The organism is Brachybacterium nesterenkovii (assembly GCF_900163655.1).
GTDB classification, from domain to species: domain Bacteria; phylum Actinomycetota; class Actinomycetes; order Actinomycetales; family Dermabacteraceae; genus Brachybacterium; species Brachybacterium nesterenkovii.
Window position 1 is genome coordinate 1 of sequence record NZ_FWFG01000106.1, and the last position, 1470, is coordinate 1470.

Annotated in this window: 1 protein-coding gene; it reads right to left on the minus strand. The window is 67.5% G+C overall.

Going from position 1 to position 1470, the window contains the following annotated elements:
* Positions 1 to 89: 89 nt before the first annotated feature.
* Positions 90 to 1345, minus strand: a protein-coding gene (locus FM110_RS12040) for an IS3 family transposase (RefSeq protein WP_407641046.1) whose coding sequence is annotated in 2 segments (ribosomal slippage) — positions 90 to 1003 and positions 1003 to 1345 — 1257 coding nt in all. Because the reading frame shifts where the segments join, the coding sequence is not laid out codon by codon here.
* Between the last annotated feature and the right edge of the window lie 125 nt (positions 1346 to 1470).

Genomic DNA, 1470 nt, shown 5'->3' on the forward strand with positions numbered 1-1470 from the left:
GGGCGAATCTGTGATGGGCCACGGCCCGAGGGCCGGGCAGTCTCCTGATGAGGTCGGGCCCTACCCCCGGATCTTGGACACGGGTGTGATTACGCAGCAGGTCGCAGCGTAGCGGTGTAGCCGGTCTCGTAGGCGACCGGCGAGGTGTAGCGGCACCAGGAATGGCGTCGCTTGGTGTTGTAGCGGACGAGCCACTTGAAGACCTGCCGGCGGCAGGTCAGCTCGTCGGTCCAGCAGGCGGAGTCTTGGAGGACTTCTCGCTTCATGGTGGCGTTGAACGACTCGGCGAGCGCGTTGTCCGCGCTGGTGCCGACGGCGCCCATGGACTGGGTGACGCCGAGGTTGCGGCAGAGCTTGGCGTAGGCCTTCGAGCAGTAGACCGACCCGTGGTCGCTGTGGAAGATCGCGCCCTTGAGGCTGCCCCGGGTTGCGGCGGCGGCCTTGAGGGCGTCTTCGACGAGCTCGGTGCGCATGTGGTCAGCGATCGCCCACCCGACGAGCCGACGGCTGTAGCAGTCGATCACGGTCGCGAGGTAGAGGTTGCTGCCGTCGGCGATCGGCAGGTAGGTGATGTCGCCGACGTAGCGCTGGTTCGGCGCTGGGGCGGTGAAGTCGCGCTTGAGCAGGTCGGGGTACTTCTGGCCCGAGGGCTCGGGGATCGTGGTCCGCACCCTCCGCTTCTTCACGTAGCCGCGGATGCCCTCCAGGCGCATCACCCGCGCGACGCGCTTGTGGTTGACCCGCTCACCGGCAGTCGCGTGGTCGTTGAGCTCGGCGGTGATCCGTGGCGCTCCCTGGGTGTTGTCGGCGGCATGGACGACCCTGATCCGCTCAGCGAGTCGCTGGTCTTCCTCAGCCCTGGCCGCCCGGGCAGGTGCGCCGGCCTTCCACGCGTAGTAGGACGAGCGCTCGACCTCGACGAGCTCACACAGTCGCTTCACCTCGAAGGTGGCGGAGTTGTCGGCGACGAACTGGAAGCGACTCACCAGCGCGTCTCCCCGGCGAAATACTTCGCCGCCCGCTGCAGAATCTCCCGCTCGGTCGAGATCTTCGCGTGGTCCCGCTCGAGCTCGGCGACCCGGGCTTCGAGCCGGGCGATCTTCGCATCCGGTGTCTCCTCCGGCGACGTCGGCGGCGGGGTGCTCTTGGACTTCAGCGGGCTCGCTGTCAGTGTCCCGTCAGCAGCGGTCTTCTTGCCGGTCCCGTAGACCTCGAGCCAGTGCCGCAACGTGCCGCGGACGATGCCGAGGTCATCGGCGATCTCGCGGACCGTCGCCCCCGGCGTGGTCTCGTACAAGTCGACGGCCTGACGACGGAACTCCTCGGAGTAGTTCTTCCTGGCCATGGTTCTTCGATCATCTCGCTTCCCCAGCAGATGCTGGATTCAGCGTGTCCAAGAACCGGGGTCAGGCCCCGTCACCGAGGTGGGCCGGACGGTGTCGGCCGCACCGACCGGGCGGACAATTCAAC